We start from the raw sequence: 14,866 nt of genomic DNA on the forward strand, positions 1-14,866 counted from the left end.
CCCTTCCTTCATGCACCACCCCCGCGACGATCACCCGAACAGGAACCCTGTTCGACTGGCCAAGCCCACTGAACGGAAAGCGGAAGCCTTCTCAGACAGGACGAGCGGAAGCCAGCGGCGGCGGGCAAGCCCATACGGGCGTACGACGCCGTGGTGATGGCAGCCCTGGCACCGCTCGGGTACAGGACACCGGTGACGCCATCTTGCGTGGCGCGGGTAGCAACGCCGGCACCGGCATCGACTACACCGATGCCATCGCGCCGCCTGGTCAGACATTCATAGAAGTCCTCCCGGAGGTGTGACGCCACAGCGAACGCATCCCGCTGGCCATCCTGATGGAGCAGGCTCATTCCCCCACGGCCTTCGTGCTGGTCAAGTGCCTCTTTGGGCGGAGCACAGGATCAGGCGAAGGCCGTGTCCGCGTCCCCGGAATCCACCTACGGGCGAACGCGTTCGGGGCATCGTTCGAGGTCAGACCATAAAGAACAAGCTCAGCGCCCGGAACACCGCCGTGATCGAAGCCGTGGCCGAGCTCCCACCGACCGTGGTCAGCAACCTGTTCGGCGTCGGCGCCAGCACCGCACACCGGTGGGCCCGCTTCGTACAGGACGACTGGGCCGACCATCTCGCCGCCTGTCAGGAGGATGGAGACGGATAGTCCGATGGGTTTGGCGGGGTCAGGCGCATGCTGGCTGCCTCAGATCTCGATACGCCGGAGCCACCAGTGCAGATGTTCTGGGGCGAAAGGGTCGTTAACCGTCCGATTGAGGACGCGTGCGTCGACAGGGTCCAGCGCGGCTCGCAGCTCTCGTCGAGCCCGAGCCCGCAGGTTCCATGCCGCCACTTCGAGCAGCGTGCGGATATGCCCGGTTGGGACGTCTGAGTATCCGTAGTGCCACTCTTCAGCACTACGGGGTCGACCGGCCCGCAGAGTCCAGCGTTGGAACGCGAGCGCGACATCACCTCTGGACAGACCGCGCTCGCGCTCGAACTGGAAAATCTGTCGGTTTGCCGATGCAGACAGCCCCGGTATGACGGACCGTCTGGCATGCCTCGTGTCCCGAAGCAGCAGCTGAGACCTGATCTCGCCCGGTGTCCGGCGAGGCATGTCGACTTCCTGAAGGTGCTGGTCTTGGCAGATCCCCGAACGCTAACCCGGCCGCCAGCGATCCTCAAGGTCTCACCTGAGGCAAGGGACAAGGTGGTGCGCAGTCCAAACGAATAGCGCAGGGTTGGAACACTGCCTCTTCACCAGTACTGCTCACCTACGAGCAGGTACGCGTGTACGGGCTCCCGGCGACCGAGGGCAAGAGCGGCGACCCGAGGTGGCCAGCCTTCGCCCGCGACGGCCTCAGCGCTTGACTGTGGCGGGGACTTCGGGTCCGTCCGCCCTGCTTCCGCCGGAACCGACTGACGGCAGGAGAACGTCGCCGATATCAACGTGGTACGCCGGCGCCGCAGCCTTCGGGCCGCCGCCAAACCGAAACAGGTCTCATGTCCCCTTACCTGGCCCTCTGGCTCTTCTCCCTGATCTTCACCCTGGTTGGTGCCGCCATCGGCATAGCGGGATACCGCGAGGTCCGGAAGAACGATCACCTGCTCCGCAAGGGCATGACAGCGCAGGGTGTGGTCACCCGCCTCGCACCGATGCAGCTGGAGGGGCAGTCGGAGGCGTCGCTCACGTTCAGGAGCACCGGGACCACGGTGTACCGCCCGGTCATCGCCTGGACCACGGCCGACGACCGGCCCATGGAGACTACGTCGAACATAGGCCGCCCTCGCCACAAGACCCTTCGCGTCGGCTCACGGGTCGAGGTCCGCTACGACCCGGCGGACCCCTCCCGCTGGACGCTCCCCGCCCAGGGCAGCGGCCTGTGGCGGGCCGTCGTCGCGACGGGTGCGCTTTTCATGGTGCTGGGGCTGGGCTTCTGCGCAGGGGCCCTGTACGTGCAGGGGCTCTGAACCTCGGGGTCAGGCGTGCACCGGGAACGACGACTGGAAAGCCAGGCGATGGCCGGCGCCCGCCCCGAGCCGGGTCAGCAGGTCGTCGAGCGCGAGGTACTCCTCCCAGGGCTCCCGCTGCGACGCCGCCCCGGCCAGCATCCTTACGAGCCTGTCCTCGAGGTCGGGGACACGCTTGTCCTTCCACGCTTTGTCGGCCGTGCTGACGAAAGGGTCCTCGGTGGTCACCACTGGGTCGTCCCAGCCGGCGTGGGTGGCGGCGAACCGGGGCCAGGGCAGGTGGGAAACCGCGGCTCAGCAGCAGCGCACGGCCGGCTTCCTCCTGTGCCGAGCCGAGCCCGGTGAGCTCTTCGAGGTGCAGGATCTTGCCGACGTCGTGGGTCCGGTTGGCGGGCAGGGCGCGGGTGCCTGTCGTCGCAGGGCGGGGTTTGTCTGGCGCGTGTGATCCGGCGTTGCAGCCGGTCCTTTCTTTCCTTCTTGCTGGCCGCGCGTCGGTCTGACTGCAGGCGGCGGTCGACGCGTGACCAGGCCCGCAGCCAGTCCTCGTGATCGGCAGCCGGGACCCCGAGGGGGGTGAGGAGCGTCCGCAACTGCTCCCGAGAGCTGGGAAATCGCTGCCGGGAGAGGACTCGGTGCGCAGTCTTCCGGGTGATGACGACGTCGGCGGCGTCCCGGGTGCGCTTTTCGATCTCCCCGTACGACGGGGCGCCGGCCTCGTCCCGGATCTGCCGGACGTCGGGTGCCGGGGTGCCGGGACGGGCGGCACGTTCTTTGGCTCTGGCTATCTCCCACAGTGCAAGCAGCGGGCCGGTATCGATGCCGCAGGCCAGCGCGTACACGGTGACGGTGTCCTTGGTCGGCAGCTTCCTGCCGGATTCGGCGCGTTGCAGCGTCGGGCGGCTGAAGCCGGGGGTCGTGGCGGCCAGTTGGTGGTAGGTGAGGTCCGCTGTCTGCCGCGCGGCCCGGAGCCCCAGGGCGAGACGCCCCAGGGCGCGGGTGGGGTGCGGCACCGTCTGCTCGGGCCGGCCCACGTCTGGTTGTCCTCAGCTGGGGGAGTTCAGGAGGCTTCTGATCACCTCGCGTACGGGCCTGTCGCTGCTGAGGCGTCCGGAGAGCGCGCCGGCCGCGCCGGCGCCGGCCACCAGGAGCAGGGTGTCGGCGATCGGGGTGCCGGTGGCGGCTAGGTGTATTGCCCAGTGAGGTTGGGGACGCGGCTGGCGGGTGGTTTGCCTGCGAGCGCGGTGTGTCCGCGGTGGTGATTGTAGGAGTGCAGCCACTGGGGGAACGCGTCGCGTCGTTCCTGCTCTGACCGGTAGGGGCGGGCGTAGGCCCATTCGTCCAGCAGGGTGCGGTTGAGGCGTTCGACCTTGCCGTTGGTCTGGGGCCGGTAGGGCCGGGTTCGCTTGTGGGTGATCCCGGCCGCCGCCAGCGTGTCGCGCCAGGCGTGCGACTTGTAGCACGAGCCGTTGTCGGTCAGGACCCGTTCGACGGTGATCCCGGCCCGGGTGAAGTAGGCGTGGGCCCGCTGCCAGAAGGCTGTGGCAGTTTCCTTCTTCTCGTCGGCCAGGATCTCGCTGTAGGCGAGGCGGGAGTGGTCGTCGACGGCGGTGTGGATGTAGCTGTAGCCGACGTTGGCACGGTTCTTTCGGCCGGCCTGACGGCCGAGTGTCTTGTGGCCGCCGCCGTCGGGGATGTTCCCGAGCTTCTTGATGTCCACGTGGACGAGCTCGCCGGGCTTCTCGCGTTCGTAGCGGCGTATGACACGACCGGTAGCCCGGTCCAGATGGCTCAGGCGGGCCAGCCCGAAGCGGGTCAGGACGCGGTGCACGGTGGAGGGCACCAGGTGCAGCAGGTGGGCGATGCGGGCGGGTCCCCACCGGCGGGCGAGGCGGACCTTGATGATCCGGCGCTCGGTCCGGGTCGGTGTCCGGCGCGGGCTGAGGTGTGGTCGGCTGGAGCGGTCGGACATGCCGGCCTGGCCGGATGCCCGGTAGCGGTCGGCCCACCGCCGGGCGGTCATGGGTGAGACCTGGAAGCGTTCGGCGGCCCGACGCAGCGGCCAGCCGTCCTCGACCACGCAGCGGGCCAGGCGCAGGCGTCCGGTCTCGGTCAGGGGTGCATTACGGTGGGGCACGAGGGCCTTTCTGGTCGCCGGTGCAGATGTCGCAATCCACACCAGGCCAGAAGGCCCTCACCCATTTCAAGATCCCTCAACCGAGACCTGCATCACCCGTCCACAACCTCCCGGGACAGAACAGCTAGGGCGGTGGCGCAGAGGGTGGAGACGGCGACCGCGACGGCGTTCCCGGTCGGGTTCTGCCGTCGGTCGGGTGTGGGTTCGTTCATCGTTTCATCCCTGATGGGCTCAGGCGGTGTCCGGCTCGCGCCCGACACCGCATCGGGGGCGCGAAGTCCCTTTGGTTCCATGCGGCTTGCTCGTCCCGTAGCGTCTGGCGCCGCCGCGCGACGAGGGAATCCTGCCACTCCCCATGCGCCCTCTGTGACCGTGCGCGCCGGTTTGCTCACGCCGGTCCCACTCGGTGCAGTTGTGCCCAACCCGCCGAATACACTCGTCCGAGTGATGCGGCGGTCGGTCATCTGCGCGGACAGTAACCCGCAGCCGCCCTTCCGGCCCGGACTGTCACCCTAAGTGGTCAACCATCGGCGGATTGGCTCGACTTCGTCCCACAGTGCTTGCCCTCCCTGGCGCCCGACTGCAAACATCCACACGCCGCCGAAGGATTCCTTCGGCAACCCTGATTGCTATTGGTTCCAACCGCGGCATCACCAGGGAAAACCGCACGATCGTGCTGGCGCGCGAGACTGCCCAGAAGAGCCGGCGCCCCCTAGAGGCAACGCCGTTCAGTTTAGGGCGGGGGCGGAGGCGTCAAGGGCTGCTCATGAGCATGTTGATGTTGATGGTGGCTTTGTAGGTGGTCCGGTCGATGGCGGGTCCGCGTGCGTTGTACTGGCGATCGCGCGTTTGACGATGCGGTCCGGGGGCGGGCGTACTCCAGCTCACCGATCGTGGCCGGACCGAACACGGCCCCGATCACCGAGCGGGTCCCGCAGGCCACCAGCGCGGCCAGACGCAGTTGCGGGTAGCCCGAGGTCCCGTTGCCGAGCCGCTGCCGGGTGAACACCGTGAGGTTGGCAGGACAGTCCGGGACCGGCAGCAAGGTGCCGTCGACCGCGACCACCCTCAGTCCCCGCCACCGCCCGGCGGCTGCGGTCGTGGCCGCAGGGCCCCTCACCAGGTCGAACAACGCTTTCATCGGTGCCGGACCCAGCCGCTGACGGGCCTGGCGCAGGGCACTGCCGCTGGGCCGGACAGGTCCCAGGCCCGGGAGCCCGGAGCACAACCGGTCGAAGACCTGTCGATAGCCCAGCCCGGCGAAGAGCGCTCCGGCCAGCAGCAAATACACCGTGACCCGCGCCGGCACCAGCCGGACCCTTCGCTGCACCGCACCGGTCTCCGCCAGCACCTCGTCGACCATCTCGAACGGCACGATCCGGGTCAGCTCACCGATATGACCCGGCGCGAACACCCCGGCCGCTACCCCGGCCGTCCCCGTTATGGCAGCCTGTTCCAACAGCGGAGCTCCTGTAGTGAGGATGTCTTGGAGGACAGACCTCTTCTACAGCAGCTCCCCTGCCTTGTTCCCAGCCTTGACCAACAGCCACCACGCCTACTGAACGGCGTTGCCCCTAGAGGGCCCGGCTCTTGGCATACCCGGCACATCCGCTCGCGGAAGGCTGCTGACCGACTACCCCCGGCCGAACACCGGGCAGGGGCCCGCAGGGAGGGTTTTCGACGATTGCCCTGCCGTGCGGAGGCCGGGTGAGCGATGGTCGTGCTGCCGGCCCGGTGGCCCGGGCACGTCGAGCGGAAGGATCACGCATGGATCAGACCTGGGAGTCGGACGAGTTCGGCGCCTCCCATCGAGGGCGGGTGGGGGTGCGGCTCGCCGACGGCAACGTCCCGGGGCCGGTGTACTTCGACGCCGCCTCCGGCCCCGGCGGCCAGACGGTCACCCACTGGAGCGTGTACGACGGCCGCTGGCCGAACGCCCCCCGCGCCGCCTGCTTCCGCGCGGTGTGCTCGTGCGGGTGGGCAGGACCGGAGCACCGGCTGGACTGGGAGGCGATCGGCGAGGCCGAGCTTCGCCAGGCCGGTCTGGACGACGCGGACCGCTGCCAGGACGACTTCGACCGGCACATCACCGACGTCGGCCGACGGGCCGTCGCGCTCCCGGCCGAGCTGGAGACCCTGCTGGACGACGTGGAACTGGCCATCGAACAGTTGGCGAAGGACTCGCCGGTGGCCGCGTTGCGGGCCGCCCGCCGCCTGGAAACCCTTGCTGGCCGAGTCGGCTACACCGCAGCCCACGAATCCTTGGACCAAGACCCCGAGCAGGTTGCCTCGGCCCTGGGCCTGAACGCCAGCCAGACCCGCACGCTGCTCTCTCGTTTTGGCCGCTGGAGTCCGTACAGCTACTGATCTGACGGCCGACCGCCCCGGACCCATGGGGCTGCGGGATGGACCAACCTGACCGAAGGACTTGTGGTGGCCTGTCCTTGCTGGATATCGCGGATGTGTGTTCTACGGTCGTGGGGACTGTGTGTCAGCGGTGGGAGGAGGCGGAGGGGCAAGTGGCCGTTCTGTTGGGGGAGCAGGAGCTGGAGGGGCGGGTTGAGTTCCGGTCCCTTGGTTTTCAGGAGTCGGATGACAGTGTGGTGCCGGTGCCGTTTCCTGACGACTTCAGGTGGGGTGTCTTCCTGCAGGAGCACGTGCGTCGGTTTGACGTGTTCAGTGCCGGTCACACGCACACTGCCGCGGTGACGGCGAGAGTCTGGGACGCTCGGCCTGATGCTGATGAGGGGGAGTGGGATGAGCAGGCGGAGGTCGACTACGAGTCCGTCTCTGGTGATGTCGCGGTCTGGGGGGCGGGCCGTTCGCAGGAGCTGATCCGGCTGGGGCGGGCGGGAAGGTGGAGGGTTCGTGTTCAGGTCGTGGGCCGGGCTGAGGTCGAGCGTGTGACGCGTGACGAGGGCACGGCGTATGGAGTGGAGCGGTACGTGATCGATTTCTGGCCGAAGGCCGGATGAGGGCGGGCCCGGTGTGCAGCTTTGCCGGGCCCGTCTCTGCACAGGATCAGCTGATCTTCACGATGAAGCCGTCTTCGGGGCCGTCGATGATGCGGTTGGCGTTGTAGAAGCCGCGCAGGAGGGTGCCGGCGGCTCGTCCACCGCCCACGCCTACACCACGACGGTCGTCGACCTTCTCGCCGCACGTGCCCCAGGTCTGCTCAAGACGCTGCGCGAGCATGACCCCGACTTCGTCCTACTCGACGGCACCCTCGCCGAGTGCGACCGGGTCGGCGACGGCCGGGCTGGCTCTCGCCCGCTTTGCCGGGCCGCACCCACGACCTGACCGCCGCCCGCACCCACCAGATCATCCGCATCTGCGAGCGCCAGGGCGTTCCCATCGTGGCCGATCTCGCCTGCCAGGGCGTCGGCCCGTGGTTGACCACCGGCATCAAGCGCAGGCCCCTCGAGGAACTTACTCCCACCGACAAGACCCGCAACCGTGCCGCGGCACGCGTACCCGTCGAACGCGGGCGGCGCCCGCTTGAAGGCCTGGCGGATCTTCCGCAGATCCCGTTGCAGCCCCCACCGTATGACGTCAATCGCCAAGGCGGTCCTCACACTGGAGTTGCAACACTGAAGACGCTCACTGGGTCCCCGTCGCTTGGCGCGGCCTGGGCTTCAGCAGCCGGGCGGGGCGCCCGTCGCGGTCGCAGACGGCGTGCACCCAGTGGTCAGGGCGGGCGGCCGATGCCGAGTGCCCGACGATCCGGATCCCCTCGTCGCCGCGGATCAGCTGGTCGCAGACGGCGCAGAACTGTCCCGCCGGGCTCATCGGCCGGCCGCCGGGCGCGGGCAGGACCAGACGTCGGCGTCGAGGAGCATCGCGCCATCGTGGCCGAGCAACATGCCGCGGTAGACGGCGCCGACGCCGAGCAGCGTGCCGCAGGCGACGCAGGCCTTGCCGCGGACCTGCTCGATCGTCAGGTCGGAGAACGCCTACAGGGGCGCCTCGGCGCACGCAGTGGTCTGCGCCATCACCGGACGAGCAGCATCTGCGCGACGTGGCGGCCTGCGGCCCCTGCGTGACCCGAATGTCGCCGGGTTCGACGAGGACGACGAGGAGTAGACGGGACCTTGGTGGCTCCCGGGAGCCGGATTGTTGCCCGGGGTAGGTGCCGGCCAGGGGAGGATCCTGTCGAAGTTGAAACTGGGCCTTGGGGGTTGCTGGTAATGGTGCCGTTCAAGCCCTCGATGGGGCCGTAGCCGCAACCCGGCGCCGGTTCGCGACCTCCGGGCCGGCTGCCTCCGGACAGCCGCTCACGCGTCCGCCAGCGGCATCAGAGAAACGCCTTTGACCTGGTGTTTTCCTGGGATCTATCTAACCTGGGAGGTTCTGCTCGACATCATCGGAGGGGACATCGTGAGCGAGGAAGACACCAGGTACGACGCCAGCCACATCCAGGTGTTGGAGGGGTGGGACGCTGTTCGGAAGCGGCCCGGGATGTACGTCGGCTCGACGAGTGAACGCGGCCTACGTCAGATGGTGTTCGAGGTCGCGGACCGGGCGGTGAACGAGGTTCTGGCCGGCCGTGCCGCCTCCGTCGACATCACTCTGACGCCCGACGGCGGCGTGCGTGTCGCCGACGACGGGCCGGGCGTTCCCATCGACGAGACGAAGGGCGCCGACGGTCCCGGGCTCGAAGCCCTGCTCACCCAAATGCACGCCGGGGTGAGGACCGGAGACCGCCACGACGTGACGATCGGCTTCTGCCGAGTGGGGCCCGCCGTGGTGAATGCACTGTCGCGCCGGATGACGGCCGAGGTGCGGCGCGAGGGAGTCCGATGGGTCCAGGAGTACGCGCGCGGCGTGGCCATCACCCCGCTCACCAAGGTGGGGACGGCGACCGGAAGCGGGACCACTATTACCTTCTGGCCCGACGCCGACATCTTCGGAGCCGCGGAGTTCTCGTTCGACGGACTGGAGGAGCGGTTCAGAGAACTGGCTTTCCTGAACGATGGCCTAAAAATCTCGCTGACCGACCTGCGCCGCCCCGATGAGTCCCGTTCGGTGCGGCTCCGTTTCCCGGGCGGTACGAGGGACTTCGTCGACTTCCTCGACGGCCACACAGCGGCGTCCGCCCCCATGGACACCATCGCCTTCGAGCGAGAGGACCCTCGGATGGAGGGAGTGATGGAGGCCGCCTTCCGCTGGTGCAGCTGCTCTGAGGGGCAGGTGCAGAGCTTCGCCAACAGTCGGCCCACCGTCGGCGGCACGCACACGGTGGGATTCCGCGACGGGGTGGCGGCCGCGGTCACCGCGTACGCGCGGGAGCAGGGGCTGCTGACATCCACGGACCCCGACCTTGGTGCCGATCGGATCGGCGACGGCCTGACGGCGGTCGTGTCGGTGAAGCTGGACCGCCCCGAGTTCGAGGGCGCCACGCGCGGCGTGCTGGGCAACTCCGAAGTGCGCTACTGCGTCGGACAGGCTGTTCAGGATTATCTCGGCAGGTGGCTGAAGGAAGACCCGGAGAGGGCCGCAGCCGTCATCGACCAGATCGTCCAGGGTGCCCGCCGGGACTGACCAAACAACGAACCGCCCTGCTGGTCCACGGAAACGGGACCGGCAGGGCGCCGGCAGGATGCAGACGCTCGACCGGCGTTCAGAAAGGAGCAGAGGCAGGGACCAGCGGCGCATGCCGTCACATTGCCGCAGCCGGGCCCCAGACCGCTCCTGACGGCCCCGCTGCGCCCCTCGGATGGGTGATTGCGACGGATCTCCTGCCGGGAACGGGCCGCCCGGGCTGGCCTGGCCGACCCTGGAGGAGGCGCGAGAGGAGGCCCCTCAGAGGGCGGTTCGTGATGAGCCTTCGGCCGGTTCTGGCGTCGCCTGATGGTGTGGGTACGGGATGAATCCGCCTGTTCCCGGTCGCTGCTGCTCACGCCTCGACCGAACGAGGGCGGAATCGGCATGTGGCCCTCCCTTCGTGCCGGGAGGTGCAGCCGAAGGACGGGCCGTTGGTTGAAGATACGGGCCGCTGGGGGAAAGGAGTGGATGAGGCTGATCCTTTGGAGTGGACACCCTGACAATGGATCTTGATGGTCCAGGGAGGGATGTCCAGGTGGGACGCAGGTCTCCGTATCCGGAGGAGTTCAGGAAGGACGCGGTCGCTCTCTACCGTGCGGCTGCCGGGAAGAGGACCTACGCGGCGGTAGCCGCGGATCTCGGCATCACCGCAGAGTCGCTGCGGATGTGGGTGCGCAAGGACGAGGCCCAGGCCGTGCCCGGGCGCTGTGACACGGGCGGCGAGGCGGATGAGCTGGCCTGGCTTCGGGCGGAGAACGCCCGGCTGCTGAAGGCCGAGAAAGAGTGGCACCTCGAGCGGGAGATCCTGCGCCGGGCAGCGGTCTATTTCGCACGGGAGGTGAAGTGAGCCCTCACCGCTGGGACTTCATCTCCGACAACCGCGCCGACTTCGGCGTCAAGCGGATCTGCCGGGTGCTCGGAGCGTCCCGCGCCGGCTTCTACCGCCATCTGGCCACCGGGCAGGCCCGCGCCGAGCGCCAGGCCGAGGAGAAGCGGACCGTGAGCGAGATCCGAACCATCCACGCCGAGCACGATGGCGCCTATGGTGCCCCGCGCGTCCACGCTGAGCTGCGGGCGAGGGGGCAGCGGATCAACCGCAAGCGTGTGACCCGGCTGATGCGGGTCAACCACATCGTCGGCCGGCACCTGCGGAAGACGAAGCGGACGACGATCCCGGACAAGGCCGCGCCGCCCGTGCCGGACCTGGTGATGCGCGACTTCACCGCGGACACGCTGAACACCAGGTGGTGCGGCGACATCACCTACATAGCCGTCGGCGCGAGCTGGCTCTACCTCGCCACGGTGATCGACATCTGCTCGAGGAAGGTGGTGGGCTGGTCGATCGCCGATCACATGCGCACCTCGCTGGTCACCGACGCGATCGAGATGGCCGTGGCCGCCCGCGGCGGCCAGGTGGACGGCGTCGTGTTCCACACCGACAGGGGCGCGCAGTACAGCGCGGCCGCCTTCGCCGAGGTCTGCAGCCGGCACGGCATCCGCCGCAGCATGGGCCGCGTCGGCTCGAGCTACGACAACGCCCTCGCTGAGTCGTTCTTCCAGGGCCTCAAACGAGAACTGCTTCACGGAAGACGCTGGACCTCGAAGGCGCAGACACGGCTCGAGGTGTTCCGCTGGCTGTCGTACTACAACCGGCGCCGTCGGCACTCCGCCCTCGGCTACCTCACACCAGCCGAGTTCGAACAGCAACTGATCACATCACGTACGCTGTCACTCGCTGCATGAAAACCGGTGTCCACTCCCCGGGATCAACCTCATCGGACGCCTCACCCGCCAAGGCTTCCTCACCCAGCCCGGACGAGGCTGCTACCAGAAACGGACTTAACGTCCTCTGATAGTTCACGCCGGCATCTCGGCACGGACATGGCCACCCCGTGCCCCGTACTGCGATCCAGTACCACGATCGAGCGATCACGAACCGGGGAAGATCGGACTTAACACCCACTCGCAGCCCGTGAGTAAAGCCACTCTCGGCCGACGAAGCATGGTCACGCTCAGTCTCTTCTCATCTTCGTAACGCACCATGACACTCGCAGCGGTGCGTCCACCAGGCGATCGCACCTGACGTAACAGTCGACAACCGGAATTCATGCTGGAGCGAGTACTTTGACCAGAAACTTCACGCACATGTCGCTGCGGTCGAGGCTTGCCCTGCTTGCCGCCGTCGCCGTGGCCATCGCGGTGACGGGTGCGGCGATCGCCTGCTGGGCTGTCACACAGCAGCAACTCACCAACCAACTAGACAACAACCTGACCAACGTCCAGGCCTCACCCGGATACGTGCAGGCCCTATTGCGTACGTGTGGCACCCAACAAACAGGGGCAGGCACAAGCGATAGCAGCCCGACTCCGTACACGATTCAGGTCGTCACTGCGGACGGCACGGTCTGTACGGCTCCCGGTAAGTCGACGATCAAGGTTCTTGCCGACGACGTCGCCGTGGCTCGCGGACTGAAGAGCTCAGCCCTGCATGACTCCGAAGCCGAGGACGGTGTGGTCATGCGTGTGGCCACCTCGAAGGAGACCGCCACACCAGGTTGGGCGAGTAGGTCCATCGCTATCTCGATCGCGCAGCCACTGACGGTCGTCGACGAACCGCTTGAGACCCTCGCTTTGCTCCTCTTTGGCGTCGCCGGGTTCGGCGTAGTCGGGGCGGCCACCGCGGGGCTCGCTATTGCTCGCGCCGGCCTTCGCCCCATTGAACGGCTCACGCAGACCGTCGAACACATCGCGGATACTGACGACCTATCCACTCAGATCCCCGTTTCCGGGGAGGACGAGATCAACCGTCTGGCGCGCTCGTTCAACTCGATGACCACAGCGCTGGCTGAATCCCGTGACCGGCAGCAACAACTGATTGCAGACGCCGGGCATGAGCTGCGTACCCCGCTCACATCTCTGCGTACAAACATCGAGCTGCTGATCCGAAGCGAAAACTCAGGGCGAGTCCTGCCGTCGACGATGCGCACCGAACTCCTGGACTCCATCACGGAACAGATTACAGAGCTGTCCTCGCTCGTCACCGACCTGCAGGAACTCTCGCGGCAGGAAGGGCGGAGCGCGCACCGAACCCTCCAGGTCGAGCCTCTGCATGAAATCGCCGCGAGCGCTCTGAGAAGGTCGCGCCTCAGGGGCCCCAACCTGAGTTTTGTGGACGCCCTGGAGCCGTGGTATGTACGTGCCGAACGACATGCGCTGGAACGCGCGATTGTGAACCTTCTAGACAACGCCGTAAAATTCTCTCCTCCTGGCGGTGAGGTGGCGATAAGCCTTCGAGGCGGCACGCTACAGGTACGTGATCACGGTCCAGGAATTCCGGAGCAAGACCTGCTCTATGTATTTGAGCGGTTCTGGCGTTCGCCGTCGGCGCGCAGTCTACCAGGCAGTGGTCTCGGTCTGTCGATCGTCTCCCACGTGGTAACGCAGGCAGGAGGGAAAGTGGATCTTCAGAATGCCCAGGGGGGCGGCACCGTGGCCACCGTGCGTATTCCAGGAGCACCGACTCCGCCACCTGGCGTTGAGCCTTCGGGGCACTGAAAAGCGGCCGCCCGTCTCCGGACGAGAGATAGCAGCAGTTCATCTGAATGAATATCGCAGCCCCTGCTCTGAAGTTGGATTCGGTGTCGGCCGAGGGAGGCCTGCCGAAGAGCCGCCCGGTTGTCGCCAGGGCATTTTCGGCCAACAGCGACCGATGCTGCTGAACGAGATGATTGCCCTACCGTGCAGTACTCCCATCGATCCGCTTGCTGACGGCAGCACTTATTTTCAGCCAGCGACGCTTCGTGAATCCGCTCAGCCTGCCTTACCGCCTTGATCGTATCGAGGGCACAGTGATCAAATGTGCTCCACATGCGACGCTACGCACACGAGAAGGTGGGGGATGCGCATAATTAAGAGGGCGATTGCCATAAGTGGCATTCTGCTCGCGACGCTAGGTCTCTCCTTGGCGCCAGCCAATGCGACCTCTGAATTGCCAAAGATTGATCGGTTTGTTAATCAACATAGTGGTAAATGCCTCGAGGTTGCCGACTGGAGCACTGCCAATGGTGCTCCCGTGAGGCAGTGGGCCTGCACCGAAGGCAACAATCAAAAATGGGATTACGTCAACGGATTCTACGTGAATCGCAACAGTGGAAAATGTCTCGAGGTTGCGGACTGGAGTACCGCTCCAGGTGCGGCTATCAGGCAGTGGGACTGCCTAGGCGGCAACAATCAGAAGTGGAACATAATCCTGTGTGAACGCGGTTTTTCATGCTTCTATTCGAACGCTCACAGCGCCCGTGTTCTTGAGATCGGCGGTTACAGTGCCTCGAATGGAGCCTTCGCTGTTCAGTTTCCGTACAACGGCGGCAGCAACCAGCAGTGGCACCCGTGATCCATTTGCCACTGCTCGCAGGTAAGCCTGGCCGAGTGCCCCCGCCCGAGGGTCTGTTAATTAAACAGAAATTCCCGACAATCCGCAGTAGCGCAGGGTGGAAATCGTCGGTGATGCTGCATACAGGATGTCAACGAGCTTGAATTATGGTTATTCCGAGGGTTGTGCCGGAGACGGTGGTGATACGCCTGCAGGGAGGCGGTCGTCGGTGGGCTGGAGTGCCTGACAGCGATCGTGTTCCTGGTCACGTCGGGCTGCACTGGCGGCAGATCCCGCCGGTGTTCGGACCGGCCTGGCCGACCTTATACCGGCGCTTCGCCCGCTGGAGCGAGGACCGGGTCTGGGCCACCTGCACCAGGTTGTCTTCAACGAACTCGGCACGCGTGGCGAGCTGGACTGGTCCCGCTTTCGACTCGGTCAGCGTCCGGGCTCTCAAAGGGGGGATCCTGGCCGGACCGAATCCAACCGACCGCAGCAAGAGCGGATCGATACAAATGAAGCGGCCAGTACCATTGCAGTAATAAGTGCCGCCTGGGAACTTGGCGGCTCAATGTCCCACGCTTCGGCGGGAATTGGCCAAGCCGCGAGACAACGGCTGGCCAAAGAACGGCGCCCGGCTCAGACAGCCCGGGGCGCCGCGATGAATACGGAGTCAGCGTGTGGGGTTGTCGTTCATGTTAATCCCACGGCCAGACGGACTGGACACCCTGATTCCGTTTCCTTTGCCGTGCCCTTCAGTGAACCTCTTTCAACCTGTCTCTGAGGTGTGAAAGCGCTGGTCAGTGGGGTGGTGGTGACATGGCGAAGCCCCTGTCGTTGGTGTGGTGATTCCA

General features: G+C 66.7%; 14 protein-coding genes and 3 pseudogenes. 11 read left to right on the forward strand and 6 right to left on the reverse strand.

The features are described 5' to 3' along the window. From ACFVGY_RS36440 to ACFVGY_RS36450, 3 genes and pseudogenes are all read left to right on the forward strand, one after another. Positions 1-302, forward strand: a pseudogene (locus ACFVGY_RS36440) (hypothetical protein); the annotation flags it as partial. A 209-nt stretch (positions 303-511) separates the two neighbouring features. Beyond that, on the forward strand, positions 512-658 hold the full coding sequence (locus ACFVGY_RS36445) for a hypothetical protein (RefSeq protein ID WP_385686481.1): 147 nt from the start codon (positions 512-514) through the stop codon (positions 656-658). 836 nt (positions 659-1,494) lie between these two features. Continuing rightward, positions 1,495-1,962: a DUF3592 domain-containing protein gene (locus ACFVGY_RS36450; protein ID WP_385686484.1), complete on the forward strand. Its 468-nt coding sequence runs from the start codon at positions 1,495-1,497 to the stop codon at positions 1,960-1,962. A gap of 9 nt (positions 1,963-1,971) precedes the next feature. On the opposite strand, the gene ACFVGY_RS36455 is transcribed toward ACFVGY_RS36450, so the two are convergent. The 4 genes from ACFVGY_RS36455 to ACFVGY_RS36470 all read right to left on the reverse strand — a co-directional run bounded on the left by ACFVGY_RS36455 (position 1,972) and on the right by ACFVGY_RS36470 (position 5,555). Then, positions 1,972-2,190: a hypothetical protein gene (locus ACFVGY_RS36455; RefSeq protein ID WP_385686486.1), complete on the reverse strand. Its 219-nt coding sequence runs from the start codon at positions 2,188-2,190 to the stop codon at positions 1,972-1,974. Beyond that, positions 2,187-2,993 (reverse strand): helix-turn-helix domain-containing protein, encoded by an 807-nt coding sequence (locus ACFVGY_RS36460; protein ID WP_385686489.1) that lies wholly within the window; start codon positions 2,991-2,993, stop codon positions 2,187-2,189. The genes ACFVGY_RS36455 and ACFVGY_RS36460 overlap by 4 nt, the downstream gene beginning before the upstream one ends. A 149-nt stretch (positions 2,994-3,142) precedes the next feature. After that, positions 3,143-4,096: an IS481 family transposase gene (locus tag ACFVGY_RS36465; protein ID WP_385686492.1), complete on the reverse strand. Its 954-nt coding sequence runs from the start codon at positions 4,094-4,096 to the stop codon at positions 3,143-3,145. A gap of 733 nt (positions 4,097-4,829) precedes the next feature. Continuing rightward, entirely contained in the window at positions 4,830-5,555 is a 726-nt protein-coding gene (locus tag ACFVGY_RS36470; RefSeq protein WP_385686495.1) for a transposase domain-containing protein, read from the reverse strand. A gap of 308 nt (positions 5,556-5,863) precedes the next feature. On the opposite strand from ACFVGY_RS36470, the gene ACFVGY_RS36475 reads away from it, so the two are divergent. After that, a complete protein-coding gene (locus tag ACFVGY_RS36475; protein ID WP_385686498.1) occupies positions 5,864-6,463 on the forward strand; it encodes a hypothetical protein in 600 nt (199 codons plus the stop codon). A 77-nt stretch (positions 6,464-6,540) separates the two neighbouring features. Further along, on the forward strand, positions 6,541-7,071 hold the full coding sequence (locus ACFVGY_RS36480; protein WP_385686501.1) for a hypothetical protein: 531 nt from the start codon (positions 6,541-6,543) through the stop codon (positions 7,069-7,071). Between the two features lie 46 nt (positions 7,072-7,117). Here the strand turns inward: ACFVGY_RS36480 and ACFVGY_RS36485 are convergent, their stop codons facing one another. Next, the gene (locus ACFVGY_RS36485) at positions 7,118-7,291 is read right to left on the reverse strand and encodes a hypothetical protein (protein WP_385686517.1); all 174 of its coding nucleotides are present in this window, start codon (positions 7,289-7,291) and stop codon (positions 7,118-7,120) included. Here ACFVGY_RS36485 and ACFVGY_RS36490 point away from each other — a divergent pair. After that, positions 7,208-7,690: pseudogene (locus tag ACFVGY_RS36490) on the forward strand (transposase family protein); the annotation flags it as partial. The gene ACFVGY_RS36485 and the pseudogene ACFVGY_RS36490 overlap by 84 nt on opposite strands. Positions 7,691-7,696: 6 nt before the next feature. On the opposite strand, the gene ACFVGY_RS36495 reads toward ACFVGY_RS36490, so the two are convergent. Next, a complete protein-coding gene (locus ACFVGY_RS36495; protein ID WP_385686504.1) occupies positions 7,697-7,885 on the reverse strand; it encodes a hypothetical protein in 189 nt (62 codons plus the stop codon). A gap of 588 nt (positions 7,886-8,473) precedes the next feature. Here ACFVGY_RS36495 and ACFVGY_RS36500 point away from each other — a divergent pair. The 5 genes and pseudogenes from ACFVGY_RS36500 to ACFVGY_RS36520 form a co-directional block, all read left to right on the forward strand. Then, positions 8,474-9,637: an ATP-binding protein gene (locus ACFVGY_RS36500; RefSeq protein ID WP_385686506.1), complete on the forward strand. Its 1,164-nt coding sequence runs from the start codon at positions 8,474-8,476 to the stop codon at positions 9,635-9,637. A gap of 538 nt (positions 9,638-10,175) precedes the next feature. Beyond that, positions 10,176-11,383 (forward strand): IS3 family transposase gene (locus tag ACFVGY_RS36505; RefSeq protein ID WP_385686508.1). Its coding sequence is split into 2 segments (ribosomal slippage): positions 10,176-10,422 and positions 10,422-11,383, totalling 1,209 coding nucleotides; the frame shifts between segments, so codons are not numbered across the junction. 381 nt (positions 11,384-11,764) lie between these two features. Further along, entirely contained in the window at positions 11,765-13,195 is a 1,431-nt protein-coding gene (locus ACFVGY_RS36510; RefSeq protein ID WP_385686511.1) for a sensor histidine kinase, read from the forward strand. 343 nt (positions 13,196-13,538) lie between these two features. Further along, a complete protein-coding gene (locus tag ACFVGY_RS36515; RefSeq protein ID WP_385686514.1) occupies positions 13,539-14,033 on the forward strand; it encodes an RICIN domain-containing protein in 495 nt (164 codons plus the stop codon). 146 nt (positions 14,034-14,179) lie between these two features. Continuing rightward, positions 14,180-14,521: pseudogene (locus ACFVGY_RS36520) on the forward strand (transposase); the annotation flags it as partial. Positions 14,522-14,866 lie beyond the last annotated feature (345 nt).

It is taken from the genome of Streptomyces sp. NPDC127106 (assembly GCF_042677605.1).
Taxonomy (GTDB): domain Bacteria; phylum Actinomycetota; class Actinomycetes; order Streptomycetales; family Streptomycetaceae; genus Streptomyces.

Bases quoted from the DNA above. Each gene is read 5' to 3' on its own strand.
- ACFVGY_RS36485 (WP_385686517.1), bottom strand. From the start codon at position 7,291: ATGCTCGCGCAGCGTCTTGAGCAGACCTGGGGCACGTGCGGCGAGAAG.
- ACFVGY_RS36495 (WP_385686504.1), bottom strand. From the start codon at position 7,885: ATGAGCCCGGCGGGACAGTTCTGCGCCGTCTGCGACCAGCTGATCCGC.
- ACFVGY_RS36450 (WP_385686484.1), top strand. From the start codon at position 1,495: ATGTCCCCTTACCTGGCCCTCTGGCTCTTCTCCCTGATCTTCACCCTG.
- ACFVGY_RS36515 (WP_385686514.1), top strand. From the start codon at position 13,539: ATGCGCATAATTAAGAGGGCGATTGCCATAAGTGGCATTCTGCTCGCG.
- ACFVGY_RS36475 (WP_385686498.1), top strand. From the start codon at position 5,864: ATGGATCAGACCTGGGAGTCGGACGAGTTCGGCGCCTCCCATCGAGGG.